The 15,206-nt window shown below is 65.8% G+C and carries 17 protein-coding genes; 14 read left to right on the forward strand and 3 right to left on the reverse strand.

The window, feature by feature from the left end:
* Positions 1–41 precede the first annotated feature (41 nt).
* From MK313_RS07920 to MK313_RS07985, 14 genes are all read left to right on the forward strand, one after another.
* Positions 42–458 (forward strand): DUF2946 family protein, encoded by a 417-nt coding sequence (locus tag MK313_RS07920; protein WP_287780754.1) that lies wholly within the window; start codon positions 42–44, stop codon positions 456–458.
* Between the two features lie 78 nt (positions 459–536).
* Positions 537–1,085: a YcnI family protein gene (locus MK313_RS07925; RefSeq protein WP_287780755.1), complete on the forward strand. Its 549-nt coding sequence runs from the start codon at positions 537–539 to the stop codon at positions 1,083–1,085.
* A 4-nt stretch (positions 1,086–1,089) separates the two neighbouring features.
* Positions 1,090–3,156: a TonB-dependent receptor family protein gene (locus tag MK313_RS07930; RefSeq protein WP_287780756.1), complete on the forward strand. Its 2,067-nt coding sequence runs from the start codon at positions 1,090–1,092 to the stop codon at positions 3,154–3,156.
* An 87-nt stretch (positions 3,157–3,243) separates the two neighbouring features.
* Positions 3,244–4,002: a sulfite exporter TauE/SafE family protein gene (locus tag MK313_RS07935; protein WP_287780757.1), complete on the forward strand. Its 759-nt coding sequence runs from the start codon at positions 3,244–3,246 to the stop codon at positions 4,000–4,002.
* Between the two features lie 53 nt (positions 4,003–4,055).
* Entirely contained in the window at positions 4,056–5,045 is a 990-nt protein-coding gene (locus tag MK313_RS07940; protein WP_287780758.1) for an amidoligase family protein, read from the forward strand.
* Entirely contained in the window at positions 5,018–5,746 is a 729-nt protein-coding gene (locus tag MK313_RS07945; RefSeq protein ID WP_287780759.1) for a gamma-glutamyl-gamma-aminobutyrate hydrolase family protein, read from the forward strand. Before MK313_RS07940 ends, MK313_RS07945 begins: the two co-directional genes overlap by 28 nt.
* A gap of 61 nt (positions 5,747–5,807) precedes the next feature.
* On the forward strand, positions 5,808–6,515 hold the full coding sequence (locus MK313_RS07950) for an SDR family NAD(P)-dependent oxidoreductase (RefSeq protein ID WP_287780760.1): 708 nt from the start codon (positions 5,808–5,810) through the stop codon (positions 6,513–6,515).
* A gap of 13 nt (positions 6,516–6,528) precedes the next feature.
* Positions 6,529–6,678 (forward strand): DUF2256 domain-containing protein, encoded by a 150-nt coding sequence (locus MK313_RS07955; RefSeq protein ID WP_416054115.1) that lies wholly within the window; start codon positions 6,529–6,531, stop codon positions 6,676–6,678.
* Positions 6,675–8,210: a cryptochrome/photolyase family protein gene (locus MK313_RS07960; RefSeq protein ID WP_287780762.1), complete on the forward strand. Its 1,536-nt coding sequence runs from the start codon at positions 6,675–6,677 to the stop codon at positions 8,208–8,210. The genes MK313_RS07955 and MK313_RS07960 overlap by 4 nt, the downstream gene beginning before the upstream one ends.
* A 56-nt stretch (positions 8,211–8,266) precedes the next feature.
* Positions 8,267–8,473 carry a cation transporter gene (locus tag MK313_RS07965; RefSeq protein WP_287780763.1) on the forward strand — a complete coding sequence of 69 codons (207 nt, stop codon included), beginning with the start codon at positions 8,267–8,269 and terminating at the stop codon, positions 8,471–8,473.
* A 2-nt stretch (positions 8,474–8,475) separates the two neighbouring features.
* Entirely contained in the window at positions 8,476–8,955 is a 480-nt protein-coding gene (locus tag MK313_RS07970) for a c-type cytochrome (RefSeq protein WP_287780768.1), read from the forward strand.
* A gap of 399 nt (positions 8,956–9,354) precedes the next feature.
* Positions 9,355–10,974, forward strand: a complete 1,620-nt coding sequence (locus tag MK313_RS07975) for a BCCT family transporter (RefSeq protein WP_008943519.1) — start codon at positions 9,355–9,357, stop codon at positions 10,972–10,974.
* 102 nt (positions 10,975–11,076) lie between these two features.
* Complete coding sequence (locus MK313_RS07980) at positions 11,077–11,823, forward strand: FkbM family methyltransferase (RefSeq protein WP_287780764.1); 747 nt, start codon at positions 11,077–11,079, stop codon at positions 11,821–11,823.
* Between the two features lie 101 nt (positions 11,824–11,924).
* The gene (locus MK313_RS07985; protein ID WP_008943521.1) at positions 11,925–12,353 is read left to right on the forward strand and encodes an FKBP-type peptidyl-prolyl cis-trans isomerase; all 429 of its coding nucleotides are present in this window, start codon (positions 11,925–11,927) and stop codon (positions 12,351–12,353) included.
* 207 nt (positions 12,354–12,560) lie between these two features.
* Here the strand turns inward: MK313_RS07985 and MK313_RS07990 are convergent, their stop codons facing one another.
* Genes MK313_RS07990 through fsa form a run of 3 tightly spaced genes read right to left on the reverse strand, consistent with a single transcriptional unit; the run spans position 12,561 to position 14,968 of the window.
* On the reverse strand, positions 12,561–13,544 hold the full coding sequence (locus MK313_RS07990; protein ID WP_287780765.1) for a tyrosine recombinase XerC: 984 nt from the start codon (positions 13,542–13,544) through the stop codon (positions 12,561–12,563).
* Complete coding sequence (locus tag MK313_RS07995; RefSeq protein WP_008943523.1) at positions 13,520–14,272, reverse strand: DUF484 family protein; 753 nt, start codon at positions 14,270–14,272, stop codon at positions 13,520–13,522. The genes MK313_RS07990 and MK313_RS07995 overlap by 25 nt, the downstream gene beginning before the upstream one ends.
* Positions 14,273–14,311: 39 nt before the next feature.
* The gene (fsa, locus tag MK313_RS08000; RefSeq protein WP_287780766.1) at positions 14,312–14,968 is read right to left on the reverse strand and encodes a fructose-6-phosphate aldolase; all 657 of its coding nucleotides are present in this window, start codon (positions 14,966–14,968) and stop codon (positions 14,312–14,314) included.
* Positions 14,969–15,206 lie beyond the last annotated feature (238 nt).

A 15,206-nucleotide genomic window follows, 5' to 3' on the forward strand; every position in this document is an offset into this window, starting at 1 on the left:
CCCTCACTAAGGTGCGCGGGCGTTTGCGGGGAAAAACGGTCTTGACCAAGGGCTTGCAGAACAGAACGGCACGGGCCGAGCAGTCGTGGCGGTTGCTGACCGCCGCGTTGCTGGTCGTGACGCTGTTCGCCCAGTCGCTGCTGCCGTTCTTCTATGCCGCCGAGGCCAGAGCCAGCCAGATCGAGGGTAAGGCGCAGACCTTCATGGTCTGTACCGCCGAGGGCTACAAGCTCATCCGGGCCGGCGATGCGACTGACCCCGGCGACAGCGGGCAGGTTCTGCATTGCCCGCTCTGCCTCGGCGCGCAGCAGCTCACGATCCTGCCCCCGCCAGCCCCGAACACCCTTCCCGCCCTCAGCGAAACCGCGCTGCGGCTGCGCCCGGCCCCGGATGCCGGCCGCCCTGCCGGAATTGTGCTGCGCTGGCCGGAAGCCCGCGCCCCACCCGCCATCGTCTGATCGACCTGAAAACCACAACAAGGCGCCGGCTTCGATAAAGCCGCGCGCTGTCGATCCCATACGATGGAGTTAATCCTCATGCGTAACGCATTCCGCGTCGCGGCCCTGTGTGCCGCGACCGCTGCCGGCATTTCGGCGGCTTCCGCCCCCGCCGGCGCTCATGCCGTGGTGGAGCCGAAGCAGGCCCCCGCCGGCAGCTACCAGAAGGTCACCGTCCGCATCACCCATGGCTGTGACGGTGCGGCGACCAACAAGGTCATCGTCGTGCTGCCCGAGGGCATCCTGACCGCCCGCCCGCAGGCCAAGCCGGGCTGGCAGGTCGAGTTCCTGAAGGAGAAGCTGGCCGAGCCGGTGCCTGCCGGCCACGGCAAGATGCTGTCCGAGCGGATCGTCCAGGTGATCTGGAGCGGCAACAGCCTGCCGGACTGGCAGTTCGACGAATTCGCCCTGTCGCTGAAGCTGCCGGCGGGTGCAGCCGGCACCGTCCTGCCCTTCGTGACCGTGCAGGAATGCGATGGCGGCAAGTCCTGGCCCTGGAGCGCCGAACCGGGCACCCACACCCATTCGCATGGCCCGGGCATGGATATGGGCCCCGCCCCCGTGCTGCGCCTGACGGAAGGAAAGTAAGACCATGAACCGCACTTACCACAGCCTCCTCCTGGCCGGCGTGATGACGCTCGCTGGGACGGAAACCTTCGCCCAGACCCAGGGCCAGACCCAGACCCTCTCGCCGATCCGCATCGAGGTTCCCGCACCGGCCCAGAGCCTGACGCAGCCGACGGCGGAACAGGCGAAGCAGAAGATCGAGCAGGTGCCCGGCGGCGTCGATCTGGTGCCCGCCGAGGAATTCCGCGACGGCCGCGCCGCCACGCTGAAGGACGCGCTGGACTATGTGCCCGGCGTGTTCATCCAGCCCAAGTTCGGCGAGGATTCCCGCCTGTCGATCCGGGGCTCCGGCCTGGCCCGCAACTTCCACCTGCGCGGTGTGAAGCTGCTGCAGGACGGCGTGCCGGTCAGCCTGGCCGATGGCAGCGGCGACTTCCAGGAGATCGACCCGCTGAACATCGACTATATCGAGGTGTTCAAGGGGGCCAACGCGCTGCGCTATGGCTCGACGGCGCTGGGCGGGGCAATCAATGTCCACACCCCCACCGGCCGCGACCTTGACGGTGTGCTGACCCGTGCCGAGATCGGCAGCGACGGCTATCGCCGCGGCCAGATTGCCGGCGGCCAGCATGGCGCGGACTGGGATGCCTATGCCACTGTCACCACCATCCAGCAGGACGGCTACCGCGACCATACGGAGCAGAACAACCTGCGCTTCAACAGCAATATCGGCCTGCGCCTGTCGGACCGGGCCGAGACCCGCTTCTTCATCGCCTATAACGATATCGACCAGCAGATCGCCGGTTCGGTCTCGCGAGACCAGGCGCTGAACGATCCCCGGCGTGCCGCCGCCGGCAATCTGGCGCTGGACTACAAGCGGGACATCGAATCGATCCGCCTGGGCAACCGCACCTCCATCGCGCTGGCCGACGGCACGGCCAGCTTCGGCGGTTATTTCGTCAGCCGCGAGCTGATCCACCCGATCTTCCAGGTGCTGGACAATACGGTGCTGGATTACGGCGTGTTCGGCGAGTATGAGACCGAAGGCCAGGCCTTCGGCATGAAGCAGGATTATGTGCTGGGCCTGCAGCTGGGCCGGGGCACCACCGACAATCTGCGTTATACGAACGTCTCCGGACAGAAGGGCGCGCTGCGCTACCAGTCTGAGGACACCTCGCAGAATGCCGACCTGTATGGCGAGGCCCGCACCTGGGTACGCTCCGACCTTGCCGTCATCCTGGCGGCACAGGCCGGCTACGGCACCCGCGAGGTGGAGGACAAGTTCCTCTCCGACGGCGATGCCAGCTTCGACAAGAGCTTCACCAGCTTCAACCCGCGCCTCGGCCTGCTGTGGCAGGCGGCGCCGAACTGGCAGCTCTTCGGCAATCTGTCGCGCAGCACGGAACTGCCGACGCTGAGCGACCTGAGCCCGACCGCGACCGCCCCCATCGGCAATGTCGATCCGCAGACCGCCGTGACACTGGAGATCGGCACGCGCGGCAGCCAGGGCCGCTTCACCTGGGATGTCGCGGTCTATCGCGCCTGGATGAAGGATGAAATCCAGTATTTCACCGCCGCCAACGGGCAGAGCTACGCCCAGAACGCCGACAGCACTATCCATCAGGGGCTGGAGCTGGGGCTGGATGTGCGGCTGCTGGACGATCTGTTCACCGCCACCGGCGGCGACAGCCTGACCCTGCGGCAGGCCTATACCTTCAGCGACTTCCGCTTCGACGGCGATGCGGTCTATGGCGACAACAAGCTGCCGGGCGCGCCGCGTCACTTCTACCGGGCGGAGCTGCGCTACGACCATCCGGCGGGTTTCTATGCCGGTCCGAACGTCGAATGGGTGCCGGAAGCCTATTACGTCGATAACGCCAACACGACCGAGACCGCATCCTACGCGCTGCTCGGCCTGAAGGCGGGCTACAACGACCCGGCCGGCTGGTCGCTGTTCATTGACGGCCGCAACCTGACCGACGAGCGCTATATCGCCTCGGCCAGCGTTTCGACCACAGCCACCCCGGCCTCGGCGGTGTTCGAACCTGGCTTCGGCCGGGCCGTCTATGCCGGCGTGCAGGTGCGCTGGTAACTCTGCCATGCTTCGGCCGTCCCCGAATTACCGGGGGCGGCCAAGCCTCTATGGTGAGACGGATTTTCCCGCTACAGTCCGCCTCCCATGCTTTCCGATCTTTCGTCTCACGCGCCCGAAATCCTGATTGTCGCCGCCGTCTTCCTGCTGGCCGGCGCGGTGAAGGGCGTCATTGGCATGGGGCTGCCGACCATCGCGCTGGGTCTGCTGACCGCGACGGTCGGCCTTGAGACCGCGATGGCGCTGATCCTGGCGCCGGCCATCATCACCAATATCTGGCAGGGCTTTGTCGGCGCCCATGTGCGCGAAGTGTTCAGCCGGCTCTGGCCCTTCTTCTTGCCGGCGACGCTGACCATCTGGCTGGGCGTAGCGCTGGCGCAGATCTGGCCGGCGGCGCTGCCAGTCGCCCTGCTGGGCGGCGTGCTGATCGCCTATGGCGTGCTGGGCCTCGCGAAGCCTGCCCTGCACCTGCCGCAGCGCCATGACCGCTGGGTGGCGCCGCTGGCCGGCGCGCTGAACGGCATCTTCTCCGGCCTGACCGCCACTTTCGTGATTCCAGGACTGCTGTATCTTCAGGCGCAGAATCTGAACCGTGACCAGATGGTCCGCGCGCTCGGCCAGCTGTTCGTGCTGTCCACCGCGATGCTGGCCCTGGCACTCGCCTTCTTCGGCAGGTTGCCGCCGGAGGCCAGCCTTGCCTCGCTGCTGTCCGTCCTCCCCGCGATTGCCGGCATGGTGGCGGGCAGCTGGCTGCGCCGCCGCCTGTCTGAGGCCGCCTTCCGCCGGGTGTTCTTCACAGCGCTGATTGCCCTTGGCGCCTACCTGCTGCTGCCGGTCCTGTTCTAGCTCCTCTGGCCCGAGGTCTGGACCCGGCAGGCTGGGATGCGTAGAACAGGGGCATGACATCCAAGACTGACCTGTTCCCGATGCCGCCCGCGCAACACACCGCCGAGGGCGACATCCGCCATGTCGGCGTCGAGCTGGAGATGGGCGATATCGACATCGACAGCCTGTCCCGGCTGGTGGCCGACCATGTCGGCGGCACGGTCGAGAAGCGCAGCCGCTATGTCCATACCGTCACTGGCGACCCTGCCGGCGACTGGGAGGTGGAGCTGGATTTCGCCTATCTGAAGAACAAGACCGAGGCCCCCGCCGACGATCTGGGCGAGCTGGCCGAGGATATATTGCGCTTCGGGGCGGAACAGATCGTGCCGCTGGAGATCGTCAGCCCGCCGCTGCCGATCGACCGTTTGCCGGAAGTGAACGAGCTGATCGACCGGCTGCGTGAGGCTGGCGCCAGCGGCACCGGCGGCGGCCTGTCCTATGCCTTCGGCCTGCATCTGAACCCGGAGACTCCGGCAACCGATGCGGCGACGATCACGCACCACCTGCAGGCCTTCCTGTGCCTATTCGACTGGCTGAAGAAGCGCGCCAAGGTGGATATGACGCGCCGGCTGACGGCCTATATCGCCGCCTATCCGGCGGATTATGTGCGCCTCGTCGTCGATCCCGCCTATACGCCGGGCGAGGCCGACCTGATCGACGATTACCTGGCATTCAACCCGTCACGGAACCGCGCGCTCGACATGCTGCCGCTGTTTGCGCATCTGGACGAGAAGCGGGTGCGCGCCAAGGTGGCGGACAAGCGCGTGAGGAGCAGGCCGACCTATCACTACCGCCTGCCCAATTGCGAGATCGACCGGCCCGGCTGGGGCATTCACGAGGCCTGGGCCGACTGGGTCATGCTGGAGCGGGTGGCCGCCGAGCCGGAGAAACTTGCCGCCCTGTGCAGCCTCTTCCAAACCTATCTCGACGAACCCTTCGCCCTGTTCAACGAGGGCTGGGCGGAACGTGTGGACCGGTGGCTGGGCGAACACTTTCCCCGCTGATCGCCGTCACCGGCCCACGGCGTGGCGGCAAGGCGCCGCGCCTGCTGGTGCATCTGGCGATCCTGCTGGCCGGCGGCCGGCCCGTTCACCTGCGCCCGGGCGGCCCGCACAGCCATGACATGACCGGCTATGACGGCGTGGTCATCACCGGCGGCCACGATATCGACCCGGTGCTCTATGCCAGCCAGTCCGAGGTCGTGCCGAAATACGACAGCGAGCGGGACAAGCTGGAATCCGACGTGATCGACGATGCGCTGGCGCGCGGCCTGCCGCTGCTGGGCATCTGCCGGGGGGCGCAGCTGCTGAATGTCCGGCTGGGCGGCACACTGTTCCAGGAGCTGCGCTCGCGCCGCAAGCAGACCTCCAACCGCTGGACCATCCTGCCGCTGAAGACCCTGCTGATCGAGGCCGACAGCTGCCTGCGCGAATTGCTGCGCAGCCAGCGCGTGAAGATCAACAGCCTGCACAATCAGGGCATCGATGTGCTGGGCGACGGGCTGATCGTCTCCGGCCGCGACCTTGACGGTATCGTGCAGGGCATTGAGGCGCCCGGCCAGCGCTTCCTGATCGGCGTGCAATGGCACCCGGAGTTCCTGATCTTCCAGACCCGCCAGCGCCGGCTGTTCAAGGCGCTGGTGGAGGCGGCGAAAACCCACAGGCAAAACGCTGGCTCGCCGGCGCCTTGCGAGGGCATCGGCTGAACCGCCGGCGCGGGCGCTGCGTATAGAGAGCTGTGTCCCGCCCGAAGCAGACAGGCTGATCATGTCCGAGGAGCTTTCCGAAACCGCTGTCGCCGTGGTGATCGGCGCTGGCGGCGGCATCGGTGCCGCCCTGCTGGACAATCTCCGCCAGCGCGGCGATTTTGCCCGGCTGATCGGCCTTGGTCGGGGAAGCGATCCTGCGCTCGACCTGCTTGATGAGGCCAGCATTGAGAAGGCCGCACAGCATGTTGCGGCCCTTCCCGGCGAACTGCGGTTGCTGTTCGATGCCAGCGGCTTCCTGCATGGGCATGGCTTCCAGCCGGAAAAGAGCTGGCGTGACCTCGACCCCGCGCATCTCGCCCATAATTTTGCGGTAAACGCCATCGGCCCGGCGCTGCTGATGAAGCATTTCCTGCCGCTGCTGCCGCGCAAGGGCAAGGCGGTCTTCGCCACGCTCTCGGCCAAGGTCGGCAGTATTGGCGATAATAATCTCGGCGGCTGGTACGGCTATCGCGCCTCCAAGGCGGCACTGAACCAACTGGTCCATACCGCCGCCATCGAGCTGAAGCGCAGCCGCCCGCAGGCAATCTGCGTGGCGCTGCATCCGGGCACGGTGGATACGCAACTCTCCGCCCCCTTCTCCAAGGCCGGCCTTGCCGTTCGGCCGCCGGAGGAGGCCGCAGCCGACCTGCTGGCGGTGATCGACGGACTGATGCCGGAGCAAACCGGCGGCTTCTTCGATTATCGCGGCGATCCGCTTCCCTGGTAGCACCATGCCGCGCATGCGCAAGAAAGCCGACCTGCCCTCGAAGATTTGTCAGGCCTGCGGCCGTCCCTTCGCCTGGCGCAAGAAATGGCGCACGGTCTGGGAGGAGGTGAAGACCTGCTCCGACCGCTGCAAGGCCGATCTTCGCCAGAAAGCCAGACCATGAGCGGCAGCCTGCGCATCGTGCTGGGCGACCAGCTGAGCCGCGACCTTTCCGCACTCGACGGTCTCGACCCCGCCCGCGACGTGGTGCTGATGGCCGAGGTGGCGGATGAGGCGACCTATGTCCCGCATCACAAGCAGAAGATCGCCTTCATCCTGTCGGCCATGCGGCACTTCGCAGCGGAACTGCGGGCCGAAGGCATCACCGTCGATTATGTGAAACTCGACGATCCGCAGAATACCGGTAGCTTCACCGGCGAGGTAAAGCGCACGGCGGCACGGCACAAGCCGGCGCGGATCGTGGCGACCGAACCAGGCGAATGGCGCGTGCGGCAGGCCATGCGCGGCTGGGCGGATGAGACGGGCCTAACGGTCGATATCCGCGAGGATACACGCTTCTTTGCCAGCCGGCGGCGCTTCGCGCGCTGGGCCGAGGACCGGCGCAGCTATCGCATGGAGTTCTTCTACCGCGAAATGCGGCGCGAGACCGGCATCCTGCTAACACCGGATGGTGAGCCGGAAGGCGGGCAATGGAACTATGATGCGGAGAACCGCAAGCCGCTGCCGAAAGGCTATACCCTGCCGAAACGGCAGCGTTTCGCGCCGGATGCGACGACGCGGGAGGTGCTGGATCTCGTCGCCCGGCGGTTCCCCGACAATTTCGGCGATCTCGAGCCGTTCAGCTGGGCTGTGACACGGGCGGATGCGCTGGTGGCGCTGGAGGAATTCATCAGCCACTCCCTGCCCCGCTTCGGCGATTATCAGGACGCGATGAAGCAGCAAGCCCCTTTCCTGCATCACGGGCTGATCGCGCCCTATCTGAATATCGGCCTGCTGGGCCCGCGCGAAGTGTGCGCCGCTGCCGAGGCGGAATATCGCGAAGGCCGCGCGCCGCTGAACGCGGTGGAGGGCTTCATCAGGCAGATTCTCGGCTGGCGGGAATATGTGCGCGGCCTCTACTGGCACCGCATGCCGGACTATGCGGAGAGCAACGCGCTGGACGCGCGCCGCCCGCTGCCCTGGTTCTACTGGAGCGGCGAGACCAGGATGAACTGCCTCAGCGAGGTCATCGGCCAGACCCGGCAGCATGCCTATTCGCACCATATCCAGCGGCTGATGGTGACCGGCAATTTCGCGCTGCTGGCCGGCATCGACCCGAAACAGGTGGAGGAGTGGTATCTGGCCGTCTATGCCGATGCCTTCGAGTGGGTGGAACTGCCCAACACCCACGGCATGGCGCTGTTCGCCGATGGCGGCATCATGGCCAGCAAGCCCTATGCGGCGTCGGGTGCCTATATCGACCGCATGTCGGATTTCTGCGGACACTGCGCCTACAAGGTGAAGCAGAAGAGCGGCCATGAGGCCTGCCCCTTCAACTATCTCTACTGGGCCTTCCTGATCCGCAACGAGAAGGCGCTGAAGGGCAATCCGCGCCTGGCCATGCCCTACCGCACGCTGGCGAAATGGCCGGTGGAACGGCTCAGCGCCATCACCCGCGAGGCGGAAAGCTTCCTCAATAGCCTCGACGCCTCTTGACCTTCCCGTTGCGGGAAGCCCTATCTCGGAACGATCCGACAGGAAAGGAGAGAGGAATGGCGTTGTTCAAGGTTACCGGCATGAGCTGCGGCCATTGTGTGAAGGCGGTCGAAAACGCCGTGCATGAGGCCGCCCCGCAGGCGACGGTCAGCGTCGATCTGGCCGCCGGGACGGTGCGCACGGACGGCATCGCCCCTGACGCCGCGAAGGCCGCCATCGAAGAGGCCGGCTATGAGGTGACGGACACGCTGGAATCAGCGTGACGATGAATCGGAACCGCTGGCTCGCCCTCGGCGCCCTGTTGCTTCTTGTGGCCGCCGGCGGTGCCGCCTGGCAGTTCGCCGCCCCTTCTCCAGCGTCTGGCGCCATACCGCCCATCGATCCCGGCAATACGGAACAGGTCGCGCTGGGGCGCGATGTCTATGCCGCGCAATGCGCCGCCTGCCATGGGGCGCAACTGGAAGGCCAGCATGACTGGCAGACAAGGTTGCCGAATGGCAGGCTGCCGGCCCCGCCGCACGATGCCAGCGGCCATACCTGGCACCATCCCGACAGCCAGCTTTTCGCCATCACGAAATACGGCATCGGCCCCTTCGCGCCGCAAGGCTATCAGAGTGACATGCCAGCCTTCGAGGGGGTGCTGAGCGACGCCGAAATCGCCGCCGTGCTGGCCTTCATCAAGAGCACATGGCCGCGGGAAATCCGTCAGCGCCATGACAGCCTTAACCGAAACGCAACGAAGTAAATACAGCGCCAGTTTTCTTGATGAAAACGAGTCGCCCCAAGAAATATGTCATGATTTATTTATAGTATAAATAAAAACAATCATTACACACTATCGGAATAAGTAACTATACAAATTCAAATATTCAACGCCATGTTGTTGACATTATTCAAGGTGCGTGCATAATTACCCTTGGGTATATATGGAAATATCCCTTTGGAAGATTGAATTCTGAAAAATCCGCCATGCTCTGGCGGATTTATTTTTTAACCGATTGTCAGGACCCTGCTGTCAGTAGCGCGCGTGGCTCCGGGCCGCGCCAGCCAGCCGAAACCGAGGGAGTGATTTGGCGCCTTGTGCCGCCCCCGACGCACCCCGCCATTGGCCTGATCAGGGTCCCGACCAAAAAAGGAGGGGACATTGAGCTCCGAAACCTACGAGACGCCACCCGATGGCGACGTCCAGCAGATTGAGACCGACTACGAGGTTGGCCAGGACAATATCCAGCCCAGCATCGGTCCGTTCGGGCTGGACATCCATAATCCGGTCTTCCTGATCTCGGGCCTGACCATTGTCGCCTTCGTCTTCCTGGCGCTGGCGCTGCCGGGCCTGGCGGCTGACTTCTTCGGCTGGCTGCGGCCGGCCATCACCTCGACCTTCGACTGGTTCTTCCTGCTGTCGGCCAACATCTTCGTGCTGGTGTGTCTGGTTATCGTCGTTTCCCCGCTCGGGCGGGTACGCATCGGCGGCACCGAGGCGACGCCGGATTATTCCTATGCCACCTGGTTCGCGATGCTGTTCGCTGCCGGCATGGGCATCGGCCTGATGTTCTTCGGTGTGTCCGAGCCGATCTCGCACTTCTCCGCCTCAGTCGCGGAAGGGGCGGGCGGTCCTGACAGCTGGGCACCGCTGGCCGGTGCTGCCGGTGATCCGGTCGAGGCACAGCGCCTTGGCCTTGCCGCCACCATCTTCCACTGGGGCCTTCACCCCTGGGCGATCTATGCCGTGGTCGCGCTTGCGCTGGCGTTGTTCAGCTTCAACAAGGGGCTGCCGCTTAGCATGCGCTCGATCTTCTACCCGGTCTTCGGCGAGCGTGTCTGGGGCTGGACCGGCCATGTGATCGACATCCTGGCGGTGTTCGCCACCCTGTTCGGCCTTGCCACCTCGCTGGGTATCGGCGCCGAGCAGGCCAATGCTGGCCTCGAATTCCTGTTCGGCGTGCCGGAGGGCGAAACCTCCAAGGTGCTGCTGATCATCGGCATCACCGGCATCGCCACCATCTCCGTGCTGGCTGGCCTCGACAAGGGTGTCAGGCGGCTGTCGGAGGTCAACATGGTGCTGGCCGCCCTGCTGTTGCTGTTCGTCATCTTCGTCGGCCCGACGACGGTGATCCTGTCGGACTTCTTCGGCAATCTTGGCGCCTATGCCGAGTATCTGCCGGCGCTGTCCAACCCGTTCGGCCGTGAGGATGCCAATTTCAGCCAGGGCTGGACGGCCTTCTACTGGGCCTGGTGGATTTCCTGGTCGCCCTTTGTCGGCATGTTCATCGCCCGTGTGAGCCGTGGCCGCACGGTGCGGGAGTTCATCATCTGCGTGCTGATCATCCCGTCCATCGTTTCGGTGCTGTGGATGACCGCCTTCGGTGGCACTGCCGTGCACCTGATCGTGGACCAGGGCTATCAGGCGGTGGCCGACGCGGCGCTGGAGCTGAAGCTGTTCGTCATGCTGGAGGCGCTGCCGCTGACGGCAATCGCCTCCTTCATCGGCATCGTGCTGGTGATCGTGTTCTTCGTCACCTCGTCGGATTCCGGCTCGCTGGTGATCGACACCATCACCGCTGGCGGCAAGACCCATGCACCGAAGCCGCAGCGTGTGTTCTGGTGCGCCTTCGAGGGGCTGGTGGCGATTGCCCTGCTGCTGGGTGGCGGATTGACAGCGCTACAGGCGGCAGCGGTCTCGACCGGCCTGCCCTTCACGCTGGTGCTGCTGCTCGGCTGCTACGCCCTGTTCAAGGGGCTGGCAAGCGAGCCACGCGGCTGACGATCCAGACCTAAGCGTCTGAAGAACCCCCGTCAGGTTATGTCTGGCGGGGGTTTTTCGTTCCCGATGGGATATCGCGCGCAATGCCCTATCTTGTGCGCCATGGAAGTCGCCAGCGCAATCGGGCTTGCCCGGTCCCTCGTCCAGTACCGGCTGAACCTGCCGAAGCAGCGTCGGCTGCGCCGTCTGTACGGCCAGTTCGTGAGGCCGGGCGATCTGGCCTTCGATGTCGGCGCGCATCTGGGCGACCGGACATGGGCCCTGCGTGCGCTGGGCTGCCGGGTGGTGGCGGTGGAGCCGCAGCCGCTGCCCGCGCGGTTCCTTGACTGGCTCTATGGCGCAGCAGCGGATGTGGCGCTGGAGAGCTGCGCGCTGGGGGCCGAGCCCGGCACGGCGGAGCTGCTGATCAGCCGCCGCCATCCGACCGTCTCCAGCCTGTCCGACGGCTGGGTCGAACAGGCCAGGGCGAGCGACGGGTTCAGGCGCGTCAGCTGGGACCGGCGGGTGACGGTCGCGGTCGAGACGCTGGACGGGCTGATTGCGCGGCACGGCCTGCCCGCCTTCTGCAAGATCGACGTCGAGGGGTTCGAGTGCGCGGTGCTGCGCGGCCTTTCCCGGCCAATCCCGGCGCTGTCCTTCGAATTCCTGTCCGCCCGGCCCGACCTCACCGAGGACTGCCTGAAGGAGGCGGCCCGCATCGCCCCTTACCGCTGCAACATTGCCTATGGGGAGAGCCTGCGGCTGGCCCTGCCGGACTGGCCAGAGATCGCCGATTTCCGGGCCGTTCTCCGCACACTGCCGCCGGAAATCGCCTCCGGCGATATCTATCTTCGCCTGCCCCGGCCCTAAAAAATCCGGCCCGGCATGGCCATATCGGGTCAAATCCGATAGGTTTGACATACGCATGCTGCGTATTGCGCAGATCGACAGACAAGACCAGGAGTAAGAATATGAGTGCAGCCAAAGCCGGCGATACGGTTCGCGTCCACTATACCGGAACCATTGCCGACGGCTCGACCTTCGACAGCTCGGTCGGCAATGAGCCGATCCAGTTCGTCATCGGCGAGGGCCGGGTGATTCCCGGTTTCGAACAGGCTGCCGTTGGCCTGACCCCGGGCGAAAGCCGGACCGTGACCATTCCGGCCGGCGAAGCCTATGGCGAGCACCGGGCCGACCTGGTGCAGGAGGTGGAGCGCGCCTCCCTGCCGGCCGAGATCGAGTATGCCGAGGGGCTGCAGCTGCAGGCGCAAGGGCCGAACCAGCAGCCGCTGATGCTGACCGTCACCTCGGTAACCGACGAGACCATCACGCTGGATGCCAACCACCCGCTGGCTGGCAAGGACCTGACCTTCGACATCGAGCTGGTCGAGATCGTTTGATCCCACCTTCCAGCGTAAATACAGAAGCCCCGGCCCCGCGCCGGGGCTTTTTGCTGCCGAAAGCACTCTTTACTGTCACCCCCGGGCTTGACCCGGGGGTCCAGGGGCGGTGCTCAGCCTGGATCATCTTAGAACGGGGCTCCTGGATTGCCGGGTCAAGCCCGGCAATGACAATAGCAAGGCGGGTTGCACCTCCCAATCAGCCCCTTACCGCCCCGCCCTTGGATGCGCCATGCGGTGGACCGATTGCAGCCGCGCGCCATCGACCTCGGTATAGCGCTGGGTGGTGGAGAGCGAGGCATGCCCCAGCAGTTCCTGGATGGCGCGCAGATCGCCGCCGCCGGCCAGCAGGTGCGTTGCGAAACTATGGCGCAGCGCATGCGGCGTCGCCGTCTCCGGCAGCCCCAGCGCCAGCCGCAGCTTCTGCATCAGCCCCTGCGCAATACGCGGGTTCAGCGGCCCGCCACGGGTACCGAGGAACAGCGGTGTCGCCACGTCGCCGGCATGCGGGCACAGCGCCAGATAGGCCGATATCGCCTCGGTGACCGCCGGCAGCACCGGCACGACGCGTTGCTTGTTGCCCTTGCCGGTAACCCGCATGACGCCATCCGTGGGCACCGATCCGCGCGTCAGCGACAGCGCCTCCCCCAGGCGCAGCCCGCAGCCATAGAGCAGCGTCACCAGTGCGGTGTCACGGGCGATCACCCATGCCTCCGCCTCGGGCGCGGCGACAATGTCCACCGCGCCGACCAGCACATCGGCCTCCGCCTCGCTCAGCGCCTTGGGCACCGCATGCGGCAGCTTGGGCGTGCGGACATTATGGATCGCGGCGTTGGCCAGTCGCCCATGGCGCTCCAGAAACCGGAAGAATCCGCGCACCACGGAAAAGGCGCGCGCGGTTGAGGTGCGGGCATAATCCTCATTGGCGCGGGCGGCGAGATAGGCACGGAAATCGGCGGCGCGCAGCGCCTCAAGGTCGGTCAGGCCGACAGCATTGCCAAGATGGCCCGACAGGAAGCCGATGAAGGCCGCCAGGTCGCGTCCATAGGCCTCCACCGTATGCGGGGAGGCGCGCTTTTCGTCAGATAGCCATTGCTGCCAGTCGGCGATGGCGGCGGCAAGGTCGGGTGCGGCGCTGAAGCCGGTCGCCGCCGCAGCCTCCCGGCCTATTCCGCCGGCAGGTCGAGCCATAGCCGCACGCAGCCCGCCATGGCCCGGGACAGGAACAGCAGCAATTCCGTCCCCAGCCCGGGATGGAAGGCATCGGGGTCGCGCGCGCCCAGCACCAGCAGGCCGTTCGGCGCCTTGCTGGAGAAATGCAGCCGCACCATCGCGTCGGACCGAATCAGGCTGGCAAGCCCGCCGAAGACCTCGGGGTCACCATCAATGTCATTGCGCAGCCGCACCGGCTGGCCGCTGCCCATCAGCTCGTCGATGGAGCCTTCGGCCAGGATGCGCACGCCGGCCATGCGGTCGCCCGCCAGCAGGAAGCCGTTGGTCTCCACGCACAACGCCACCGCATCGACATTCAGCATGATGGCGAGGTCGCTAGTGACGATCTCGATCAGATGTTCGAAGCTGGTGGCGTTCATCATCGCCAGCACCGCCTCATGCGCGCGGGCCTGGTTGGCGGCGTTGGCACGCACCGTGGTGATCAGGTGCTGGTGCTGCTCGGCCAGCCGGGCGAGTTCGCCGCGCTGGCGCTGCACCAGAAAATATTGCAGGTCCACCACCCCGTCCCCATTGTCCCGCGTCGGCGGCGTCAGCACGTTGGCAAGGTGCGGATGCTGGACCAGGAAATCGGGATGCTTGCGCAGATAGCCATCGACCTCGGCGGCCGACAGCGGACGCGGGCCGGGCTGCACCGCTTCGGGGGAAGCGGTGCCGGCGCTGCGGGCGGTGCGGCTTTCCTCGGTCATATGGCCTCAGTCATCGGGGTGATGTCCCTGTCATCGTCCTTAAAGGATCGACTGGCCGGTCTTCTGCCAGTCGGCAAGGAAGGCCGCGAGGCCCTTGTCGGTCAGCGGATGGTTGAACAGCTGGCGCAGCGTCGAGGGCGGCACGGTGCAGACATCGGCCCCCAGCTTGGCGGCATCGACCACATGCACCGGGTTGCGGATCGAGGCGACCAGCACCTCGGTCGTGAAGGCCGGGTAATTGGCGTAGATCTGCACGATATCGGCGATCAGTTCCATGCCGTCCTGGCCGATATCGTCGAGCCGGCCGACGAAGGGCGAGACGTAGGTTGCGCCCGCCTTGGCGGCGAGGATCGCCTGCGCGGCGGAGAAGCACAGCGTGACGTTGGTCCTGATGCCTTCGTCGCTGAAGGTCTTGCAGGCCTTCAGGCCGGCCTGCGTCAGCGGCACCTTCACCACCACATTGTCGGCGATGCCGGCGAGGTAGCGGCCCTCGGCGACCATGCCGTCAGCCTCGGTGGCGGTGACCTCGGCGCTGACCGGGCCGGGCACGATGGCGCAGATCTCGGCGATGACATCGGCCATCTTGCGGCCGCTCTTGGCGATCAGCGACGGGTTGGTGGTGACGCCGTCCAGCAGGCCGCTGGCGGCCAGCTCGCCAATCTCGGCGGTATCGGCGGTATCGACGAAGAATTTCATCGAGTAAGACTATCCTCAACATCGGAAATGACTTTATGGGTCGGGCAACGCTCGCATCCGGCCCTGCTCAGCGCTAAACCTACCGCATGACGAACGAAACGGCTAGGCCCGCCGCCGCACCGCAGCACGAGCTTTTACCGCGCCCCGGGCAACCGGCAGGCCGCGCGACCGTGCTGCTACCGCTTCCGGTGGGAGACGGCTAGGGCGACGGGGTGCCGGGCGGCGGGGCACTGGAAGC

The sequence above is a fragment of the Oceanibaculum sp. genome, assembly GCF_022449305.1.
Classification (GTDB): domain Bacteria; phylum Pseudomonadota; class Alphaproteobacteria; order Oceanibaculales; family Oceanibaculaceae; genus Oceanibaculum; species Oceanibaculum indicum.

Bases quoted from the DNA above. Each gene is read 5' to 3' on its own strand.
- MK313_RS07935 (WP_287780757.1), top strand. From the start codon at position 3,244: ATGCTTTCCGATCTTTCGTCTCACGCGCCCGAAATCCTGATTGTCGCC.
- MK313_RS07960 (WP_287780762.1), top strand. From the start codon at position 6,675: ATGAGCGGCAGCCTGCGCATCGTGCTGGGCGACCAGCTGAGCCGCGAC.
- MK313_RS07985 (WP_008943521.1), top strand. From the start codon at position 11,925: ATGAGTGCAGCCAAAGCCGGCGATACGGTTCGCGTCCACTATACCGGA.
- MK313_RS07965 (WP_287780763.1), top strand. From the start codon at position 8,267: ATGGCGTTGTTCAAGGTTACCGGCATGAGCTGCGGCCATTGTGTGAAG.
- MK313_RS07925 (WP_287780755.1), top strand. From the start codon at position 537: ATGCGTAACGCATTCCGCGTCGCGGCCCTGTGTGCCGCGACCGCTGCC.
- MK313_RS07955 (WP_416054115.1), top strand. From the start codon at position 6,529: ATGCGCAAGAAAGCCGACCTGCCCTCGAAGATTTGTCAGGCCTGCGGC.
- MK313_RS07940 (WP_287780758.1), top strand. From the start codon at position 4,056: ATGACATCCAAGACTGACCTGTTCCCGATGCCGCCCGCGCAACACACC.
- MK313_RS07970 (WP_287780768.1), top strand. From the start codon at position 8,476: ATGAATCGGAACCGCTGGCTCGCCCTCGGCGCCCTGTTGCTTCTTGTG.
- MK313_RS07990 (WP_287780765.1), bottom strand. From the start codon at position 13,544: ATGGCTCGACCTGCCGGCGGAATAGGCCGGGAGGCTGCGGCGGCGACC.
- MK313_RS07995 (WP_008943523.1), bottom strand. From the start codon at position 14,272: ATGACCGAGGAAAGCCGCACCGCCCGCAGCGCCGGCACCGCTTCCCCC.
- MK313_RS07930 (WP_287780756.1), top strand. From the start codon at position 1,090: ATGAACCGCACTTACCACAGCCTCCTCCTGGCCGGCGTGATGACGCTC.
- fsa (WP_287780766.1), bottom strand. From the start codon at position 14,968: ATGAAATTCTTCGTCGATACCGCCGATACCGCCGAGATTGGCGAGCTG.
- MK313_RS07950 (WP_287780760.1), top strand. From the start codon at position 5,808: ATGTCCGAGGAGCTTTCCGAAACCGCTGTCGCCGTGGTGATCGGCGCT.
- MK313_RS07980 (WP_287780764.1), top strand. From the start codon at position 11,077: ATGGAAGTCGCCAGCGCAATCGGGCTTGCCCGGTCCCTCGTCCAGTAC.